The organism is Terrabacter sp. 2RAF25, from assembly GCF_052115265.1.
Lineage (GTDB): Bacteria > Actinomycetota > Actinomycetes > Actinomycetales > Dermatophilaceae > Terrabacter.
Genome location: NZ_JBFRGJ010000001.1, coordinates 1 through 15,620, shown reverse-complemented (window position 1 = coordinate 15,620; position 15,620 = coordinate 1). Strand labels below are relative to the sequence as shown.

The 15,620-nt window shown below is 71.4% G+C and carries 16 protein-coding genes and 2 tRNA genes; 15 read left to right on the top strand and 3 right to left on the bottom strand.

All coding sequences use genetic code 11. The features are described from left to right. The first annotated feature begins 3 nt into the window (after window positions 1–3). Window positions 4–792, top strand: a complete 789-nt coding sequence (locus AB4091_RS00090; RefSeq protein WP_442289696.1) for a DeoR/GlpR family DNA-binding transcription regulator — start codon at window positions 4–6, stop codon at window positions 790–792. Window positions 793–850: 58 nt separating this feature from the next. Here AB4091_RS00090 and AB4091_RS00085 read toward each other — a convergent pair whose 3' ends face one another. Together AB4091_RS00085 and AB4091_RS00080 are read right to left on the bottom strand one after the other, a co-directional pair. Further along, window positions 851–3,265, bottom strand: coding sequence for a phosphoketolase family protein (locus AB4091_RS00085; RefSeq protein ID WP_442289695.1), 2,415 nt, complete (start codon window positions 3,263–3,265; stop codon window positions 851–853). Between the two features lie 197 nt (window positions 3,266–3,462). Then, window positions 3,463–3,657 (bottom strand): CsbD family protein, encoded by a 195-nt coding sequence (locus tag AB4091_RS00080; RefSeq protein WP_442289694.1) that lies wholly within the window; start codon window positions 3,655–3,657, stop codon window positions 3,463–3,465. 165 nt (window positions 3,658–3,822) lie between these two features. On the opposite strand from AB4091_RS00080, the gene AB4091_RS00075 reads away from it, so the two are divergent. The 11 genes from AB4091_RS00075 (at window position 3,823) to AB4091_RS00025 (ending at window position 10,984) form a co-directional block, all read left to right on the top strand. Continuing rightward, the gene (locus tag AB4091_RS00075; RefSeq protein WP_442290283.1) at window positions 3,823–4,791 is read left to right on the top strand and encodes a cation diffusion facilitator family transporter; all 969 of its coding nucleotides are present in this window, start codon (window positions 3,823–3,825) and stop codon (window positions 4,789–4,791) included. After that, complete coding sequence (locus AB4091_RS00070; protein ID WP_442289693.1) at window positions 4,788–5,300, top strand: methylated-DNA--[protein]-cysteine S-methyltransferase; 513 nt, start codon at window positions 4,788–4,790, stop codon at window positions 5,298–5,300. The genes AB4091_RS00075 and AB4091_RS00070 overlap by 4 nt, the downstream gene beginning before the upstream one ends. Window positions 5,301–5,364: 64 nt before the next feature. Then, complete coding sequence (locus tag AB4091_RS00065; RefSeq protein WP_442289692.1) at window positions 5,365–5,865, top strand: RNA polymerase sigma factor; 501 nt, start codon at window positions 5,365–5,367, stop codon at window positions 5,863–5,865. Next, entirely contained in the window at window positions 5,858–6,472 is a 615-nt protein-coding gene (locus AB4091_RS00060) for a methylated-DNA--[protein]-cysteine S-methyltransferase (protein WP_442289691.1), read from the top strand. The genes AB4091_RS00065 and AB4091_RS00060 overlap by 8 nt, the downstream gene beginning before the upstream one ends. A 32-nt stretch (window positions 6,473–6,504) precedes the next feature. Then, window positions 6,505–7,068 (top strand): NUDIX domain-containing protein, encoded by a 564-nt coding sequence (locus AB4091_RS00055; RefSeq protein WP_442289690.1) that lies wholly within the window; start codon window positions 6,505–6,507, stop codon window positions 7,066–7,068. Window positions 7,069–7,193: 125 nt separating this feature from the next. Further along, window positions 7,194–7,697, top strand: a complete 504-nt coding sequence (locus tag AB4091_RS00050) for a SigE family RNA polymerase sigma factor (RefSeq protein WP_442289689.1) — start codon at window positions 7,194–7,196, stop codon at window positions 7,695–7,697. Next, on the top strand, window positions 7,694–8,569 hold the full coding sequence (locus AB4091_RS00045) for a hypothetical protein (protein WP_442289688.1): 876 nt from the start codon (window positions 7,694–7,696) through the stop codon (window positions 8,567–8,569). The genes AB4091_RS00050 and AB4091_RS00045 overlap by 4 nt, the downstream gene beginning before the upstream one ends. 48 nt (window positions 8,570–8,617) lie before the next feature. After that, window positions 8,618–9,664 (top strand): PHP domain-containing protein, encoded by a 1,047-nt coding sequence (locus tag AB4091_RS00040; protein WP_442289687.1) that lies wholly within the window; start codon window positions 8,618–8,620, stop codon window positions 9,662–9,664. Between the two features lie 92 nt (window positions 9,665–9,756). Further along, window positions 9,757–9,829: transfer RNA gene (locus AB4091_RS00035), tRNA-Glu, on the top strand. A 31-nt stretch (window positions 9,830–9,860) separates the two neighbouring features. After that, window positions 9,861–9,934: transfer RNA gene (locus tag AB4091_RS00030), tRNA-Asp, on the top strand. A 93-nt stretch (window positions 9,935–10,027) separates the two neighbouring features. Further along, window positions 10,028–10,984: a D-2-hydroxyacid dehydrogenase family protein gene (locus AB4091_RS00025; RefSeq protein ID WP_442289686.1), complete on the top strand. Its 957-nt coding sequence runs from the start codon at window positions 10,028–10,030 to the stop codon at window positions 10,982–10,984. Window positions 10,985–11,042: 58 nt separating this feature from the next. On the opposite strand, the gene AB4091_RS00020 is transcribed toward AB4091_RS00025, so the two are convergent. Beyond that, window positions 11,043–12,233, bottom strand: coding sequence for a PucR family transcriptional regulator (locus AB4091_RS00020; RefSeq protein ID WP_442289685.1), 1,191 nt, complete (start codon window positions 12,231–12,233; stop codon window positions 11,043–11,045). A 99-nt stretch (window positions 12,234–12,332) separates the two neighbouring features. On the opposite strand from AB4091_RS00020, the gene AB4091_RS00015 reads away from it, so the two are divergent. The 3 genes from AB4091_RS00015 to AB4091_RS00005 are packed head-to-tail and all read left to right on the top strand — an operon-like array spanning window position 12,333 to window position 15,378. Beyond that, window positions 12,333–13,403, top strand: a complete 1,071-nt coding sequence (locus AB4091_RS00015) for a ferredoxin reductase (protein WP_442289684.1) — start codon at window positions 12,333–12,335, stop codon at window positions 13,401–13,403. Between the two features lie 12 nt (window positions 13,404–13,415). Beyond that, on the top strand, window positions 13,416–14,687 hold the full coding sequence (locus AB4091_RS00010) for a fatty acid desaturase family protein (protein WP_442289683.1): 1,272 nt from the start codon (window positions 13,416–13,418) through the stop codon (window positions 14,685–14,687). 16 nt (window positions 14,688–14,703) lie between these two features. Beyond that, window positions 14,704–15,378 carry an HAD family hydrolase gene (locus AB4091_RS00005; RefSeq protein WP_442289682.1) on the top strand — a complete coding sequence of 225 codons (675 nt, stop codon included), beginning with the start codon at window positions 14,704–14,706 and terminating at the stop codon, window positions 15,376–15,378. Window positions 15,379–15,620 lie beyond the last annotated feature (242 nt).

Genomic DNA, 15,620 nt, shown 5'->3' with positions numbered 1-15,620 from the left:
AGCGTGGCGAAGCACACCGCACAGACGCGTCGGGGCGAGATCGTCCGCCTCGCCACCACCAGTGGGCTCGCGAGCGTGGAGGAGCTCTCCGACCAGCTCGGTGTCACGGCGTCGACGATCCGGCGCGACCTCGCCAAGCTGACCGCCCAGGGCAAGCTGGCCCGAACCTACGGCGGCGTCATGAGCCTGGCCCACCACCCGGAGGCCTCGCTGCGCCAGCGCCTGGGCGAGGCCCATGCGGCCAAGCGGGACATCGCCCGCTGGGCCGCCGACCAGATCGAGCCCGGCGAGACGGTGCTGCTCGACGCCGGCTCGACGATGGGCGCGCTCGCCGACGCCATCACCAAGACGCCCGAGCTCACCGAGCTGACCGTCGTCACGGCCGGCATCAGCGCCATGGGCACCCTCGCCGACAGCGTCGGCATCGACGTCATCGCCCTCGGCGGTCGGCTGCGTCCGCTCAGCCAGGCGTTCGTCGGCCCCCTCGCCGAGGCGGCCGTGCAGCGGCTCAGCTTCGACCGCGCGTTCATGGGCGCCGACAGCGTGCACGCCGAGCGCGGCATCTGCGAGGCCGACCTCGAGCAGACGCGGCTCAAGGAGCTGATGATGAGCCGGGCCGAGCACACCTACGTCCTGGCGCACGCCGACAAGCTGGGTCAGTCGCCCTTCCACGCGTGGGCCGTCATGCCACGTGCGTGGACGCTCGTCACCGACGAGTCCGCCGATCCCGTTGCGCTGCAGGCGTTCCGCGACAACGGCATCGAGGTGGTCGTCGCACCGCGACGCGAGTGACCCGCGCACGTATGCCGCCCGGCCGGGCCGGACGGCATACGCCCGTCGGGGTGGTGGCTCAGTCCTCGACGACGGTCGTCATCACCCAGTCACGCACCTCGGGCATGTCCTCGAGGTGCTCGACGATGTAGGCCGCGTGCGTCTCGAGCTTCGCCTCGCACCACTGCTTGAGCTCGCTCGACCCGCGCACCTGGCGCCCGGCGTTGTTGATGGCGTCCATGACGAGGTGGTAGCGGTCGACCTCGTTGCGCACCACCATGTCGAAGGGCGTGGTCGTCGTGCCCTCCTCGCTGAAGCCGCGCACGTGGAAGCGGTCGGCGTCGGGACGGCCGTGCACGAGCTGGTGGATCGCCCCGTGATAGCCGTGGAACGCGAAGACGACGTCGACGTGGTCGGTGAACAGCTCACCGAACCGGACGTCGTCCATGCCGTGAGGGTGGCTGCGCGGGCGCGAGAGGCTCATCAGGTCGACGACGTTGACGACGCGGACGCGCAGCTGCGGCAGCTTTTCCTTGAGGATCTGCGCGGCTGCCACCACCTCCATCGTCACGACGTCGCCGGCGCACGCGAGCACGACGTCGGGGTCGCGGTCACCGTCGTCGGTGCCGGCCCAGTCCCACACGCCGGCGCCGCGAGCGCAGTGCTCGACCGCCTCGTCGATGGTGAGCCACTGCGGCTGCGGCTGCTTGTCGATGACGACGAGGTTGACGTAGTTCTTCGACCTTAGGCAGTGGTCTGCCACGGAGAGAAGGCAGTTCGCGTCCGGAGGCAGGTAGATGCGCGACACGTCGCCCTTGGCGTTGAGCACGGTCTGGATGAGGCCCGGACCCTGGTGCGAGAAGCCGTTGTGGTCGTTGCGCCAGGCCGTCGAGGTCAGCAGGATGTTGAGGCTCGGCACCTTCGCCCGCCACTCGAGCCGGTTCGCCTCCTGGAGCCACTTGCAGTGCTGCACCGTCATCGAGGCGCTCACCATGGCGAACGCCTCGTACGTCGCGAAGAGCCCGTGCCGGCCGGTCAGGTTGTAGCCCTCGAGCCAGCCGTGGCAGTTGTGCTCGGAGAGCACCTCCATGACCCGGCCGTCGTGCGAGAGCTTCACGTCGTCGTCGGTGACGCGCTCGGCGGTCATGCGCTCGGAGACGTCGAAGACCGCCCCGACCCTGTTGCTGTTCGTCTCGTCGGGGCTGAAGAGGCGGAACGTCGTCGGGTTGCGCACGTAGAGCTCGCGCATGAGCTCGCCGACGGCACGCGTCGACTCCTCCCGCACCGTCGCGGGGGCCGGCACCTCGCGGGCGAAGTCGCGGAAGTCGGGCAGGTCGAGGTCCTTCGTCAGCACTCCGCCGTTCGCGTGCGGCGACGCGCTCATGCGGAGGTCACCCTCGGGGTTCGCCTGCAGCACAGTCTCGTTCGGGGCGCCGGAGTCGTCGAAGAGCTCCTCTGGCCGGTAGGACCGCATCCACTCCTCGAGCTGGGCGAGGTGCTCCGGGTTGTCCTTGACCCCCGACAGCGGCACCTGGTGCGAGCGCCACGTGCCGGTCACCTTGACGCCGTCGACCTCGGCCGGCCCGGTCCACCCCTTCGGGGTGCGCAGGACGATGAGCGGCCACCGGGGCCGCTGGGACATGACCCATCCGTCGGCCCGCGCCTCGGCCTGGATGTCCGTGATCCGGGCGTATGCCGTCGCCAGCGTCTCGGCGAAGCGCTCGTGCATGCCGGGCAGGTCCTCACCCTCGACCTCGAACACCTCGTAGCCGTGGCCCTCGAGCAGGCTGCGCACCTCTGCGGGGTCCTTGCGTCCGAGCACGGTCGGCCCGGCGATCTTGGCGCCGTTGAGGTGCAGCACCGGGAGCACGGCCCCGTCACGGCGGGGGTTGAGGAAGGAGATGCCCTTCCAGGAGCCTTCGAGCGGACCCGTCTCGGCCTCGCCGTCGCCGACGACGGCGAGGGCGAGCAGGTCGGGGTTGTCCATCACCGCGCCGAACGCGTGCATGAGGACGTAGCCCAGCTCTCCGCCCTCGTGGATCGAGCCGGGAGTGGTCACCGACACGTGGCTGGGGATGCCTCCGGGCGCGGAGAACTGACGGAACAGGCGCTTGACCCCGGCCGCGTCGCACGTGACCTTGGGGTAGGTCTCCGAGTAGGTGCCCTCGAGGTAGCCCGCCGCGACGAGCGCGGGACCGCCGTGGCCCGGGCCGGTGAGGTAGATCGTCTGCTGCCCCGTGTGACGGATGACCCGCGACACGTGGGTGTAGACGAACGACAGACCGGGGCTCGTGCCCCAGTGACCGAGCAGGCGGGGCTTGACGTGCTCCGGCCGCAGGGGCTCGCGCAGCAGGGCGTTGTCCTGGAGGTAGATCTGGCCGATGGTGAGGTAGTTGTTGGCCCGCCACCAGGCGTCCATCGACGCGATCTCTTCGGCAGTGGGAGCAGGGACGGTCGTGTGGCTGATGTGGCTCATCTGGCTCGTCTGGGTCACGGCTGGCGCCTCTCGGAGGGAGCGGAACGTTCGTCCCGTCGAGCCTCACGGACCTGGAGCCACGCTGGCAAGGGGACGGACGTCCTCTGACCATCCCGACGGCATACGACCCCGGACGGTGGGAGCGCCGCCTGACGCCCCGACGGGACAGCAGTGGGCCGGCCCCCGTCGGGACCGGCCCACCCCACTCCGGAAGATCAGCGGTCGAAGGCGTCCTTGACGTCCTTGCCCGCGTCCTTGAGCTGCTCGCCCCGCTGCTTGAGGTCCGCCGAGGCCTGGTCTCGCTCGCCCTCGGCCTCGAGTCGCTCGTTGTCGGTGACCTTTCCGGCGGCTTCCTTGGCCTTGCCCTTGAGGTCTTCGCCCATGTTCCTGGCCTTGTCCTCGGTTCCCATGTCGGGCTCCTTTCGCCAACGATCGGATACCTGTCCCCCTACCCGCTGAGGTGACATCGTCACCAGCTGTCCGAGGACGGGTCCACCGCGTCCGTCGTCGGCACCCTTTGGGACACTGGAGTCGTGTCGACATCCCCCACGCCCGTGCCCGAGGGCGGCAACCGCATGCAGCAGACCCGCGATCTGAGCCGCTTCGCCTACCTCTCGATCGCGGCCGCGGTCGTGACGATCACGCTGAAGTTCGTGGCCTGGCGCATCACGGGGTCGGTCGGCCTGCTCTCCGACGCCGCCGAGTCGGTGGTCAACCTCGTCGCGGCGGTCGCGGTCCTGATCGCCCTCAAGGTGGCGGCCATGCCGGCCGACAAGAACCACCACTTCGGCCACACCAAGGCCGAGTACTTCTCGGCGGCCGTCGAGGGGATGATGATCTTCGTCGCCGCCGTGGTCATCGTCGTCACCGCCGTCGAGCGCTTCATCCGGCCGCAGCCCATCGAGAACATCGGCCTGGGCCTCGCCATCTCGGTGGTGGCGTCGCTGGTCAACGGCGCCGTCGCGATGGTCCTGCTGCGTGCCGGTCGCGAGCACCGCTCCCTCACCCTCACGGCCGACGGCAAGCACCTCATGACCGACGTCTGGACGTCGGCCGGCGTCGTCGTGGGTGTCCTCGTCGTGGCCCTCACCGGCATCGAGCGCCTCGACCCCGTCGTCGCCTTCCTCGTCGGCCTCAACATCATCTGGACCGGGTGGAAGCTCATCCGCGAGTCCACCGAGGGCCTGATGGACATCGCCATGCCGAAGGAGGACAACGCCGCCATCGCCGAGATCCTCGCCCGCTTCGTCACCCGCGAGGTGCACTTCCACGGCCTGCGCACCCGGCTCTCGGGCCACCACCGCTTCGCCGAGGTGCACGTGCTCGTTCCGGGAGCCTGGACCGTCCAGCGGGGCCACGACCTCATGGAAGAGGTCGAGGACGCCGTGCACCGCGAGTTCGGCGACGTGGCCCTGACCTGTCACCTCGAGCCGTCCGAGGACCCCCGTGCCTACGGCGACTACGCCGCGGAGTTCCCGGTGCCCACGCACGCCGACATCCTGGCGGCGCACGGCACCGTCGAGAAGGCCGACGACGACGCATGAGCCGCACGCACGTCGTCCTCCCCTCGCCGATCGGTGACCTCACGGTCGTCGCCGAGGACGGGGCGATCACGCACGTGCTCATGGACGCCGCCAAGTACCGCCCCGACGACCCCGAGGTCCTCGGCGAGCCGGGCGACGTCGGCGACGAGCCGTTCGCCGCGGCGTCGGTGCAGCTGGCTGCGTACTTCACCGGCGCACTGACCGACTTCGACCTGCCGCTCGCTCCACGGGGCGACGACTTCCACCAGCGGGTGTGGGCGCTGCTGCGGGGCATCCCCTACGGCGAGACCCGCAGCTACGGCGACCTCGCCCGGGCCCTGGGTGACCGCAACCTCGCGCAGGCCGTCGGCACCGCCAACGGGCGCAACCCGATCGCCGTCGTCGTCCCGTGCCACCGCGTCATCGGTGCCGACGGCTCGCTGGTCGGGTATGCCGGTGGGCTCGACCGCAAGCGCTTCCTCCTCGCGCTCGAGGAGCCCGCTGCCGCCGACGTCGGCCGCCTCTTCTGAGGCTCGACGCCCGTCCGCCACACTGGGGACCTCACACTTCCGCGGGCCGGAGCGTCTACAGGGCATGAAGCGACCGTTCGAGCAGGCCGTCACCGAGCACGGGGCCGTGGTGCTGCGCGTGTGCCGCGCCGTGCTGGGCCCCGACGAGGCCGACGACGCGTGGTCCGAGACCTTCCTCTCTGCCCTGCGGTCCTGGCCCGACCTGCCCGACGACGCGAACGTCCGGGCGTGGCTCGTCACCGTCGCCCACCGCAAGGCCGTCGACGTCGCCCGCGCGGGCGCACGCCACGCCGTGCCGGTGGCCGCGGTGCCCGATGCCGCCGCCCCACACCGCGACCAGCCAGAGCAGTCCCTGCCCGACGCCGACCTCTGGGCGGCGCTGGCCGCACTCCCGCAGAAACAACGCCTCTGCGTGGCCTACCACCACGTGGCCGGCCTGCCCCATCCCGAGGTCGCCCGGATCGTCGGCGGCACGCCCGCGGCTGCACGCCGCGCAGCCGCCGACGGCATCGCCCGGCTCCGATCCACCTACCCACCCGCCGAAAGGGTGAGCGCCCATGTCTGACACCTCGATCCAGCTCCTCTCGACCAAGACGACGACCACCGGTGACAGCGAGCACCTCGCCGCACTCCATGCAGCACTCGTCGAGCGCGCCACCAGGGAGTCGGCCGTCGACGCCACCTACCGCGTCGTCGACTCCCCCGTCGGCGCCCTCCTGCTCGCGGCCACCGAAGCCGGGGTCGTGCGCGTCGCGTTCGACGTCGAGGACCACGACCGGGTGCTCGAGTCGCTCGGCGCCTCGGTCGGCTCGCGGATCCTGCGCGGTGGCAACCGTCTCGACCCACTGGCCCGCGAGCTCGACGACTACTTCGCCGGGGGACGCCGCGGCTTCGACGTCCCGGTCGACCTCCGGCTCGCTCGCGGCTTCCGGCTCTCGGTGCTCCACCACCTGCAGCAGATCCCCTACGGCTCCACCGAGAGCTACGGCCAGGTCGCAGTGGCGACGGGCAGCCCCCGTGCCGTCCGGGCCGTCGGGTCGGCGTGCGCCACGAACCCGCTGCCGATCGTCGTCCCCTGCCACCGGGTCGTCCGCTCCGACGGCTCGCTCGGCGGCTACCTCGGCGGCCTCGGGGCCAAGGAGCGCCTCCTCGCCCTCGAGCACGCTGCCTGACACGATCGAGCGGTGGCGACGGACAAGAGACCATGACCTGGCCGGTGCGGGACTCACGCGTCGTCTACGAGAACCCGTGGATCCGGGTGAGCGAGGACGCCGTGTCCCGTCCCGACGGCACGGCCGGCATCTTCGGCGTCGTCGAGCTGCGCCAGCCGGCGGTCTTCGTCGTGGCCCTCACCGAGGGTGACGAGGTCGTCCTCCTCACCGTCGACCGGCACACCGTCGGCAGGTCTGTCGAGGTCCCGGCGGGCGGCACCGACGGCGAGGACCCGCTCGTCGCGGCTCGGCGCGAGCTGGCCGAGGAGACGGGGCTCGCCGCCCGCGAGTGGAGGCAGGTCGGCGCGATGAACGCGCTCAACGGGGTCTGCCGTGCGCTCGAGGTCGTCTTCCTCGCGACCGGCCTCGAGCCGGCCCCGGGCTACCACGGCGACGACGGCCGCAGCGCGCGCGAACGCGCCGCCGAGGGCATCGGTGGCGTACGCCTGGTGCCCGTCGCCGAGCTCCTCGACCTCGTGCGTGACGGCACGATCACCGATGGCGAGACCATCGCCGCCCTCATGCTGGCGCTCCTCGAGCTGGGCCGGGTGTCCTGACCCCAGCCCCACCGGCGACCTCGCGGTGCAACGGTTCGAGGTGCCGGCGTGTCCAAGGGGGTGTACGAAACCAGTGACGACCTGACGGGCCGACCGGACCGACCGATCCGAACGAGCGGGAGCACATGAGACGGAGGGACGAGGCGGCATTTCGCGCCTTCGTGGAGGAGCGGCAGACGATGCTGCGCCGGCGCGCCTACCTGCTCTGCGGCAACTGGGCCGACGGCGACGAGCTCGTCCAGGAGGCGCTGGCCCGGGTCTACGTCGCGTGGCCCCGCATCTCCTCCGGCGCCGAGACCGCCTACACGAGACGAACCATGATGAACCTCTACCTCAACGACCAGCGCAAACGGCGTCGCGAGGTGCTCACCGACGAGGCACCCGAGCCGGCGACGACCGACCACGACCGCGAGCTCGCCATGACCCTGACCGACCTGTTGCGCGACCTGCCCGAGAAGCAGCGTGCCGTCCTGGTCCTCCGCTTCTGGGAGGACCTCACGGTGCCCCAGATCGCCGAGTGCACCGGCGTGGCCGAGGGCACCATCAAGAGCCAGATCTCGCGCGGGCTCGCCGCCCTGCGCGACCGGCTCGCCGAACCACCACTGACCGGAGCAGGAGCCGTCTCATGAGCGCCACCGACGACGAGCTCGGCCCCGACACCCCGGAGCAGCGCTCCGCCCCCGAGGCGGGCGAGCTGCAGCTGCGAAAGGCGCTGTCGACGATGAACGACCTCGAGCCTCCGCGCGACGACCTCTTCGCGCAGCGCGCCATCATCCGCGGCCGGGCCCGCACGTCCCGGCGCCGCTCCACGGTGTTCGGCGCTGCGGCCGCGCTCCTCGTCGTCGCCGGGGCGGGCACCGCCTGGGTGGCCGGCCACTCCGCCTCACAGACCACCGCGAGCGCGGGCTCCGCGGCCGAGGCACCCAAGGCGGTCTCGGGTGCCGGCGGCTCCGGCCGCAGCCCCCAGTCTCTCCGGGGCACCGACAGTGCCGGCGGTCCCGAGGTGGCTCCCGCCCGCGACCCTTCGACGTGGTTCGGCACCGTCACCAGCCGGCAGACGGCGGCCTTCGAGAGCGTGGTCGAGACGCTCGTCACGCGCTGGCCCGACACCTTCTCCGGGGCGTATGCCGCCGATGCCGCCGGGTCGCGCGTCGTGGTCACCGTGACCGGGCACGACCCCACCCTGGAGGCCCTTGTCAGGGGTGCCATGCCGGCGGCGGGCGACGTCGAGTTCGTCGTCGTGAAGCACTCCTACGCCGAGAAGTCCCGCGTGCTCCAGGAGATCGGCAACGAGCGGGAGACGTGGCGCGCCAAGGGAGTTCAGATCCTCGGCCTCTCGATGGATGCGCGCACCGACACCGTGACCGTCCTCACCGACGGGGGCGGCGCACCCGGGCAGCTGGCTCGACGCTACGGCGACCTCGTCCGCGTCGTCCCGTCCACCCCGGTCCCGGCCGGCAAGCTGCCCGACGGGTCCACGCTGCCGACGCTGCAGCGCTAGCGGTCCGACCCGCTGCCGGCGTCTGCCCACGCGGTTAGGCTGCACCGCATGGAGCAGCCGACCCCTCCGCAGGCACCCGTCAGCCCGCTCGACGCCTTGCGACGCATCTGCTTCCTGCTCGAGCGGGGGCGCGAGAGCAGCTACCGCATCGACGCGTTCCGCAAGACCATCGAGGCCATCACGCTCATCTCCGACGACGAGCTGCGCGAGCGCGTCGAGGCCGGAACCCTGAAGCAGATCAAGGGAATCGGCGACTCCAGCGCCGCGATCATCGGCCAGGCAGTGCGGGGCGTGCTGCCGGCATACCTCGTCTCCGCCGAGGAGAAGCACGGCGAGCCGCTGACCACCGGCGGGGGGGAGCTGTATGCCGCCCTGCGCGGTGACCTGCACGCGCACTCCAACTGGAGCGACGGCGGCAGCCCGATCGAGGAGATGGTGCTCGCCGCGGTGCAGCTCGGCCAGGAGTGGATGGCCCTGACCGACCACTCCCCGCGGCTCACCGTCGCCAACGGCCTGAGCCGCGAGCGCCTGGCCGACCAGCTGAAGCGCGTCGAGGCGATCAACGCGAGCCTCGGCGACGCCTTCACGCTGCTCAAGGGCATCGAGGTCGACATCCACCTCGACGGCACGCTCGACCAGGACGACGACATGCTCGACCAGCTCGACGTCGTCACGGCCTCGATCCACTCCAAGCTGCGCCAGCCCTCGTTCGAGATGACGCCACGCATGGTCGCCGCGGTGCGCAACCCCCGCACCAACGTGCTCGCCCACTGCACGGGGCAGCTCGTCACCGGCGGCCGCGGCAAGCGGCCTCCGTCGGCCTTCGACGCCGAGAAGGTCTTCCGGGCCTGCCTCGAGCACGACGTCGCCGTGGAGATCAACTCCCGTCCCGAGCGCTGCGACCCGCCCGACGAGCTCATCGAGCTGGCGCGCGACCTGGGCTGCCTCTTCACCATCGACTCCGACGCCCATGCGCCCGGCCAGCTCGACATGAAGTCGCTCGGCTGCGAGCGCGCCGAGCGGCTCGGCATCCCGGCCGAGCGCATCGTGACCACGTGGCCGGTCGACGACGTCCGCGCGTGGGCGAAGGGGTGATCCACGGGCCTTCCGGCGGGGGCTCCGAGCCGATTTGGCGGGTGCCGGAAACTCCCATATAGTTTCGACGTCCCAACGGATAGGTCGGGCAGGTCCCCATCGTCTAGCGGCCTAGGACTCCGCCCTTTCACGGCGGCAGCACGGGTTCGAATCCCGTTGGGGATACGCAGTAGAGTTCCACCCGCACCACCAGTAAGGCCCCGTAGCGCAGTTGGTTAGCGCGCCGCCCTGTCACGGCGGAGGTCGCCGGTTCGAGCCCGGTCGGGGTCGCAGCACCCGAAGCGCCGCTCTCATCAGAGAGCGGCGCTTCGCGCATTCCGGACCTGCTCCGACCACCCGACGTGTCGCGCCTAGGCTGGGCGCGTGCGGATCGCGGTGCTCGACGACTACCAGGGCGTGGCCCTGACCAGCGCGGACTGGTCGCCCGTCATCGACCACCCGACGAGACCGTGCATGGTCGACGTGTTCCGCAACCACGAGGCCGAGCCGGGGGCCCTCGTCGCCCGGCTCGAGGCCTACGACGCCGTCGTCGTCATGCGCGAGCGGACGCCGCTCCCCCGCGAGGTGCTGACCGCGCTACCGCGGCTCCGCCTCGTCGTCACCACCGGCCGCCGCAACCCGAGCATCGACACGGCCGCCGCCGAGGCTGCCGGCATCACCGTCTGCGGCACCGAGAGCCGCGCCGCCGCCCCTGCCGAGCTGACCTGGGCGCTCGTGCTGGGCCTGGCCCGCAACCTCGTCCCCGAGGTGACCGCGATGCGCGACGGCGGCTGGCAGACGACCGTGGGTCGCGACCTCGCCGGCCACACGCTGGGCCTGCTCGGCCTGGGTCGTATCGGCAGCCAGGTGGCCGCCGTCGGGCGGGCCTTCGGGATGGAGGTCGTCGCCTGGAGCCGCAACCTCACCGCTGAGCGCGCGAGCGCGGTGGGGGCACGCGCGGCCGCTCTCGACGAGGTGCTCGCCACCTCCGACGTCGTCTCGGTGCACCTGCCCCTGGCCGCCGAGACCCGGGGCCTCGTCGGCGACCGCGAGCTCGCCCTGATGCGCCCCGACGCGCTGCTCGTCAACACCTCCCGCGGCCCGATCGTCGACGAGGCCGCGCTTCTCGCTGCTCTCGACCGCGGCCACCTCGGCGGCGTCGGTCTCGACGTCTTCGACCAGGAGCCGCTCCCCGCCCAGCACCCTCTCCGCACCGCCCCGCGCACGCTCCTCACGCCGCACCTCGGCTACGTCACGCGTGACGTCTACGCGACGTTCTTCGGCGGCGTCGTCGAGGACGTGACGGCATACCTCGACGGGGTCCCGATCCGCCTGCTCTGACGCGCGCCCGGGTGTGACACCGAGGACGTATGCCGTCCGGCCCGCGCCGCCACCGCCCTCAGCGGTGACCGGCACGCAGCACGAGCTCGAGCTCGAACCGCACCTCGGGGTCGTCGAGCGCGTCGCCGAAGAGCTCCTTGAGCTGTGCCACGCGGTAGCCGACGGTCTGCTGGTGGACGAACAGCTCCTCGGCGATAGGGGCGCGCTGGCCCTGGTGCCGCAGCCACGACAGGAGGGTCTCGGTCAGTCGTTCGCGCACCGCAGGCCGCAGCTCGTCGAGGGGTGCGAGGCGGGTGCGAGCGAGGTCGGCCGTCGCGAGGGGCTCGGCCTGCACGACGAGCTCGGCGAGGTGGTCCTCCACCCACACCGGGGCGGTGTCGCCGTGCGGCTGGTCGGGCCCGGGCGCGACGCCGTGGGCCCCGGCGGCCGTGGCGAGGTGGAGCGACTCGCTCGCCTGCTGCCACGGACGGGCAGGCCCGACGATCGCCCGGCGACCCCGCAGCGCCCGCTCGAGATCGCGTCGCCGCGGCTTGCGGCTGACGAACGGGAAGACGACGACGACGTCGGTGCCACGCTCGGCGACCAGCCCGTCGGGCCCGAGCGAGGCCCGCAGCCCGTCGACGTGCGGGAAGGGCACGAGCGCCACGACGACGACCTCGGGCAGCGTCCAGCCGACGGCGGCCGCCAGACGGGCCACGCCGCCGTCGCTGGAGTCGCCGCGCAGGATCATCTCGAGCAGCTCGCCGCGCAGCCGCAGCTGCTCGCCGGCGCGCTCGGACTGCTCCTGGGCATAGCCCTGGGCGCTCGCGGCCGACAGCTCGTCGATGTAGGCGAAGAGCGACTCGCCGAGGGCGAGCAGCGTCTCGGGCGGCAGCTGAGAGACGTCGATGGTGCGCGAGATCGCGCGGAACGTGACCCGCGCGCCGTAGCGGTAGGCCGCGAGGAGCGACTCGAGGCTGCGGCCCGACCGGACCTCGCCCCGGCCGAGGCTCTCGTAGACCCACTTGCCGTCGTCGGAGAGGGCCGGCAGCCGGGTGCCGGGCAGGTCGAGGAAGCGGTTCAGGGCCACCGTGACGCCCTGCCGCACGCCCTGCCCGAAGCGGCCCTCCATCGGCATCGCGTAGACGGGCACGTCACGGGGTATGCCCTCGATGATCGCCTCGACGATGTCACCCACGACGGGGCGCAGCACCGTGCTGACTTCGGCGGGGAGAGACAACCACGGTGGGTCGGACGTGTCCTGCGCCACTCCAGCCACCTGCCTTTTGTCGCGAGACGACAGTTTCTTGCCTCAAACCCTACGCGCAGCCCCAAGATCCCGGCACCCCTGGGAGGGGATTATTGGTACATGGCCCAGATCAGAGCTCTCCGGCGTGTGGCGTCGATCCTGACGACCCCTCTCGCGCCCGAGGACATCATCGGGCTCTTCAACCCACTGTCCTCCTCCCGCCAGCTGCGCGGCGTCGTCACCAAGGTGACCCGCGAGACGCCCGAGTCGACCACGATCCACTTCCGCCCGGGTCGCGGCTGGAACCCCCACGCCGCCGGCCAGTGGGCCCGCATCGGCGTCGAGATCGACGGGGTGCGCCAGTGGCGCAGCTACTCGCTCTCCGCCGCCACCGGCCACGACCCCGCGATCACGGTCACCGCGATCGGCTTCGTCTCGACCGCCCTGGCCCGCGACACCAAGGTCGGCGACATCCTCTTCCTCGACACCCCGCAGGGCGACTTCGTGCTGCCCGAGCACCCCCGCCCGCTGCTGATGCTGACGGCCGGCAGCGGCCTGACGCCGGTGATGTCGATGATCCGCACCCTCGTGCCGCGTCGGCCCGACGCCGACGTGGTGCTCGTCCACTCGGCGCGCACGCGCGAGGACGCCCTCTTCCACGACGAGCTGCTCGAGCTGGCCGACCAGTTCCCGGGCCTCACGGTGCGCCACTGGTACACCCGCGAGGACGGCGGGCGGCGCCTCGACCTCTCGGACGCCACCGACCTCGAGACGCTGTGCCCCGACTGGCGCGACCGGGCGGCATACGCCTGCGGCCCCACCGACTTCCTCGACGCGGCCACCGAGCTGTGGCTGCGCGACGGGGACGACGATACGCACAAGAACCTCACCATCGAGCGTTTCGCGCCCGTCCTGCTGGAGGGATCCGGCGGGGAGGGCGGCCTCGTGACGTTCGAGAAGTCCGACAAGGAAACGGAGGTGGGCGGCGACGTCCCCCTCCTCGAGGCCGGCGAGAACTGCGGAGTGGTCATGCCGAGCGGGTGCCGTATGGGCATCTGCCGCAGCTGCCTCACTCCGCTCGTCGCCGGCAAGGTCCGCGACCTGCGCACCGGTGAGGTGCACGGCGACGAGGGCGAGCTGATCCAGACCTGCGTCAACGCGGCCGCCGGACCCGTCCACCTGGACATCTGAGAAGGGAACACCATGACCGCCACCACGAACCGACCGACCACGGCGCCTACAGGCGCCCGTGGCGTCGTCGAGACCCCGACCACGACGATCCGGCCCAAGAAGCCGATCCTCGCGGCGTCCGGCGGACCCACCAGGCGTCCCGCTGCGGCGGCGCACCTGTCCGACGCCGACGTCGAGCGCCTCGGCGTCGAGCTCGACGCCGTGCGCGACCGCATCATCGCCTCCCGCGGAGCCAAGGACGCCGCGTACATCCGCCGCGTCATCCGCGTGCAGCGCACCCTCGAGGTCGCCGGACGCGCGACCCTGCTCCTGTCGAGGAAGAAGACCGCGTTCGTCGCCGGCACCGCGATGCTCAGCGTCGCGAAGATCCTCGAGAACATGGAGATCGGCCACAACGTCCTGCACGGGCAGTGGGACTGGATGCGCGACCCCGACATCCACTCCACCACCTGGGAGTGGGACTTCGTCACCCCGGCCGCGGCCTGGAAGCACACCCACAACGACCTGCACCACACGTGGACCAACGTGCTGGGCAAGGACAAGGACGTCGGCTACTCGACGCTCCGGATGGCCGACGACCAGCCGTGGCGCCCGTTCAACATCCTGAACCCCGCCATCAACGGCATCCTCGCTCCCTTCTTCGAGTGGGGCATCGCGATCTACGACCTCGAGCTCGAGGCCGTCCAGAACGGCGAGAAGTCGAAGGACGACCTGAAGAAGGACCTCAAGGCCCTGGGCCGCAAGGTGGTCCGCCAGTTCACGAAGGACTACGCCGCGACCCCGATCGCCGCCATGCCCTTCGGCTCGGGCAAGCAGGCCCTCATCGGCACCTTCACGGCCAACGCCATCCGCAACGTGTGGGCGCACTCGGTCATCTTCTGCGGCCACTTCCCCGACGGCGTGGACACCTTCAGCGAGGAGGAGATCGAGGGCGAGACGCGCGGCGACTGGTACATCCGCCAGATGCTGGGCTCGGCCAACATCTCCGGCAGCAAGCTCATGCACCTCATGACCGGCAACCTCAGCCACCAGATCGAGCACCACTGCTTCCCCGACCTGCCGAGCAACCGCTACCACGAGGTCGCCGTCGAGGTCCGCGAGATCTGCCAGCGCTACGGCCTGCCCTACACGACCGGCCCGATCCACCGTCAGGTCGGCCAGGCCTGGGCGAAGGTCTTCCGTCTTGCGCTGCCGCCGCGCCCCAAGGCACTCCCCAAGAACGTCGTCAACGCCCCGGTGCCGCCGCGGCGTCCCGTCCTGCCGATGGTGGCCAGTGTCGGCTGAGGCGACGGTGCAGCCGGTGCCGACGGCCGCCTTCTTCGACCTCGACCGCACCCTGATCCGGGGGTCGGCCAACTACCCCCTGGCGATCGCCGCCTTCCGCGGCGGTCACGTGCCGTGGCGCGACCTCGTCAAGGACACCGTCAACGCGATCTCCTTCCACCGCAAGGGATCCACCGACGAGGGCTCGGAGGCGCTGCGCGAGCGCATCCTCCGGGCCGTCGCCGGCATCCGGCAGTCCGACATCATCCATCTCACCGACGCCATCGTGCCGGGCATCGTGCGCAAGGCGATCCCGGCGTCGATGACGTTGCTGTCGGACTGCAAGGCGCTCGGGCAGGACCGCATCGTCGTGTCGGCCTCCCCCATCGAGCTCGTGAGCCGCATCGCGACGGCGCTCGGTCTCGAGGGCGCAGTCGCCACCCGCAGCGAGCTCGACGACGACGGCCGCTACACCGGTCACCTCATGGGCGAGTTCTGCTACGGCGAAGGCAAGGTCATCGAGATCGAGAAGCTCGCCGCCGAGCGCGGCTACGACCTCTCGCGCTGCGCCGCCTACAGCGACTCGATCAGCGACCTTCCGATGATGGAGCGCGTCGGCACCGCCGTCGCCGTCAACCCCGACCGCGAGCTGCGTGAGCTCGCGCACGAGCGCGGCTGGCGCGTCGTCGAGGTCGGGCGCAAGCGTCACTGACCCACCTCCCGCGCGGCCGTATGCCGTCCCGTCGAGTGCGCAGTTTCCGGCGCGCACCAGCGTGGGACGTCGAGCACTCGACGCGGCGAACCAGTCGAGTGCTCTCAGTGTGAGTCTGGTGGGGCCGCCCGGTTTGGGTGGAGGCTCGGTTCTGAGCGTCTGGTGACTCATCGAGTGCTTGCCGCCTGTGCGGGCTGGCCTGGAATTGAAGTGTCCAGGGCGTTCGGGACCGGGTCGGCCGG

Bases quoted from the DNA above. Each gene is read 5' to 3' on its own strand.
- AB4091_RS00040 (WP_442289687.1), top strand. From the start codon at position 8,618: ATGGAGCAGCCGACCCCTCCGCAGGCACCCGTCAGCCCGCTCGACGCC.
- AB4091_RS00075 (WP_442290283.1), top strand. From the start codon at position 3,823: ATGCAGCAGACCCGCGATCTGAGCCGCTTCGCCTACCTCTCGATCGCG.
- AB4091_RS00065 (WP_442289692.1), top strand. From the start codon at position 5,365: ATGAAGCGACCGTTCGAGCAGGCCGTCACCGAGCACGGGGCCGTGGTG.
- AB4091_RS00080 (WP_442289694.1), bottom strand. From the start codon at position 3,657: ATGGGAACCGAGGACAAGGCCAGGAACATGGGCGAAGACCTCAAGGGC.
- AB4091_RS00055 (WP_442289690.1), top strand. From the start codon at position 6,505: ATGACCTGGCCGGTGCGGGACTCACGCGTCGTCTACGAGAACCCGTGG.
- AB4091_RS00070 (WP_442289693.1), top strand. From the start codon at position 4,788: ATGAGCCGCACGCACGTCGTCCTCCCCTCGCCGATCGGTGACCTCACG.
- AB4091_RS00010 (WP_442289683.1), top strand. From the start codon at position 13,416: ATGACCGCCACCACGAACCGACCGACCACGGCGCCTACAGGCGCCCGT.
- AB4091_RS00045 (WP_442289688.1), top strand. From the start codon at position 7,694: ATGAGCGCCACCGACGACGAGCTCGGCCCCGACACCCCGGAGCAGCGC.
- AB4091_RS00050 (WP_442289689.1), top strand. From the start codon at position 7,194: ATGAGACGGAGGGACGAGGCGGCATTTCGCGCCTTCGTGGAGGAGCGG.
- AB4091_RS00060 (WP_442289691.1), top strand. From the start codon at position 5,858: ATGTCTGACACCTCGATCCAGCTCCTCTCGACCAAGACGACGACCACC.
- AB4091_RS00015 (WP_442289684.1), top strand. From the start codon at position 12,333: ATGGCCCAGATCAGAGCTCTCCGGCGTGTGGCGTCGATCCTGACGACC.